Below are 2508 nucleotides of genomic sequence, written 5' to 3' on the forward strand. Positions count from 1 at the left end.
GTAAGCGCAAAAACCTCCCCACATTTTCGTAAGCGCTGATCTGGCTATGTTTTGCCCCTCGTCTGAGGGGTATCGTAGTGGCTGATGATGTAAGAACATTCGAAACTGGTTTCGAAAGGCAGGAGGGGCAACGCCCCTCGCGGATGGATGTCATTCCCGCAGGACCGATGCGGCGCCGCTGGACGGCGGAAGCCAAGGCACGGATCATCGCGTCGAGTTTTGAACCCGGCGCCAACATCGCGGAAATTGCACGAACGCATGGGCTGCTGCCACAGCAGCTCTACGCATGGCGGCATGACAGCATCCCGGGCAAGCGCCTGGCCAGCAAGAAGCTGGGCTTCGTCCCGGCGGTGATCGAAGATGCGGACGGCACCGGTTCCGCTGATGGTGGAGGCGACGAGATCGTGATCCGCACGGCCGCCCTTGCGATCCACGTGCCGCCGGGCGCGAGCGAGGATCATATCGCCCGGGTGCTCGCCGCTGTGAGCCGGTCGGGATGATCATCCCGCCAGGGCCGCTCAAGGTGATGGTGGCGACAAAGCCGGTCGACTTCAGGAAAGGTGCCGTCAGCCTCGCGGCGCTGGTCGAGCATGAGCTCGGACTCAAGCCATTCTCGGGGGTGGTCTTCATCTTCCGCTCGAAGCGGGCGAACAGGATTAAGCTGCTGGTCTGGGACGGCACCGGCCTGGTGCTTGTGAGCAAGGTCTTGCAGACCGGAGGCTTCCATTGGCCCCGGGCGCATGATGGCGTGATGCGGCTGTCGGCATCGCAGGCGTCGGCCTTGTTCGAAGGGCTGCAATGGTCGAAAATGCACACGCCGCGCACCCAGGTTCCGGTGACGACGCGATAGGTCGCACGCCTGATTCCCCTGATCGATAGGCCATTGCGGACCGCCCAAAAACTGCCAGAAATGGGGCATGTCCGCCACGGCAGCCGACCTTCCTGACGACGTCGCCACCCTCAAGGCGATGGTCCTGGCCGGCCTCGAGCGTGAAGCTCGGATGCAGCATATCATCGACCAGATCACCCGCACGACATTCGGGAAGCGGTCCGAGAAGCTGAGCGAAGATCAGTTGGCGCTTGCCTTCGATGATCTCGACGTCGCCCGTGCTGAACTGGAGGCGCTTGGCGAGCAGGCGGCAGGCCAGAAGAAGGAACGGGCGCGGAGGGAAAGCGGGACAGCACGGGCGTCGTTGCCCGCGCACCTGACCCGGGTTGAGGAAGTGATCCTTCCAGACGAGAAGGAATGTCCCTGCTGTGGAGGCACGCTGCACTGCATAGACAGCGACATATCGAGCCGGCTTGATGTGATCCCGGTCCAATATCGCGTGATCGTCACGTCCCGGCCGAAAATGGCGTGCCGCGCCTGCAGCGACGGCGTGTTCCAGGCGCCCGCACCCAAGCATGTGGTGCCAGGCGGCCTTCCCACCGAGGCGCTGATCGCCGATGTTCTGGTCAAGAAATATGCCGATCACATGCCCTTCTATCGGCAAGCGCAGGCGCTGCGGCGTCAGGGCATTGAGATCGACCGGGGAACCATGTGCAACTGGGCGGGCCGAGCCGCTGCCTGGCTCGGGCGCCTGACCGGCCGGATGAAAGCTGATCTCCTGACGGGCGCGAGGCTGTTCGTCGATGAGACCACCGCTAAGGTCCTGGCGCCCGGCACCGGCAAGGTGAAGACGGGATATCTCTGGGCGATCGCTCGTGATGATGGCGCGCATGGGGGCACCGATCCACCGGCGGTCGTCTACACCTACATGCCCGGTCGCGGAAAAGTCTGGGCGGAAAAGCTGCTCGGGGAGTTCACCGGCATCGTCCAATGCGACGGCTATGGCGTCTATAAGCATATCGAGGCGCCGGACCGGAAGGGCGGCCCGGGCACGCTTGCCTTTTGCTGGGCGCACGTCAGGCGTGGCTTCTTCGACGATGCCAAGGGCGGCAACGCCCCTGTCGCCGATGAGGCGCTAAGGCGGATCGCCAGCCTCTACAAGATCGAGGCTCGTATCCGAGGTTCCAGTCCCGAACACAGGTTGGCGATCCGCCAGGCTGAATCCGCTCGGATCATCGCCGACATGCGACCCTGGCTTGAGGAAATGCTGCCCAAGCTGCCGCGAAGCTCCAACACGGCCGAGGCCATCGGCTACACCCTCAACCACTGGAAAGGCCTCGTCCGCTTCCTCGACGATGGGCGGATCGAGCTGGACAACAACACTGTCGAGCGATCAATCAGACCGCTTACCCTCCAGCGGAAAAATGCCCTGTTCACAGGCCATGACCTGGGAGCTGAAAACTGGGCGACCTTCGCCAGCCTCATCGAAACCTGCAAGCTCGGCGGCATCAACCCTCAGGCTTACCTCACCGATGTCCTCGCCCGCATTATCCTGCGCGGCGACGCAGATCCGGTCGATGATCTGCTCCCCTACAACTGGGTAGATAGCCGCGCCGCCGCCAGCGCCGTCATCGATCAGGCCGCCTAACGCCTCCCAGTGGGAGTGTTTTAGCGCTTAC

At 63.3% G+C, this 2508-nt stretch carries 3 protein-coding genes; all 3 read left to right on the top strand.

The window, feature by feature from the left end; genetic code table 11:
• Nucleotides 1-77: 77 nt before the first annotated feature.
• The 3 genes from ACFO3E_RS07835 to tnpC all read left to right on the top strand — a co-directional run bounded on the left by ACFO3E_RS07835 (nucleotide 78) and on the right by tnpC (nucleotide 2477).
• Entirely contained in the window at nucleotides 78-500 is a 423-nt protein-coding gene (locus tag ACFO3E_RS07835) for a transposase (RefSeq protein ID WP_225870650.1), read from the top strand.
• A complete protein-coding gene (gene tnpB / locus ACFO3E_RS07840) occupies nucleotides 497-850 on the top strand; it encodes an IS66 family insertion sequence element accessory protein TnpB (protein WP_037487421.1) in 354 nt (117 codons plus the stop codon). Before ACFO3E_RS07835 ends, tnpB begins: the two co-directional genes overlap by 4 nt.
• A gap of 67 nt (nucleotides 851-917) precedes the next feature.
• Nucleotides 918-2477, top strand: a complete 1560-nt coding sequence (gene tnpC / locus ACFO3E_RS07845; protein WP_380803605.1) for an IS66 family transposase — start codon at nucleotides 918-920, stop codon at nucleotides 2475-2477.
• Nucleotides 2478-2508 lie beyond the last annotated feature (31 nt).

The organism is Sphingobium tyrosinilyticum (assembly GCF_042654265.1).
Taxonomy (GTDB): domain Bacteria; phylum Pseudomonadota; class Alphaproteobacteria; order Sphingomonadales; family Sphingomonadaceae; genus Sphingobium; species Sphingobium tyrosinilyticum.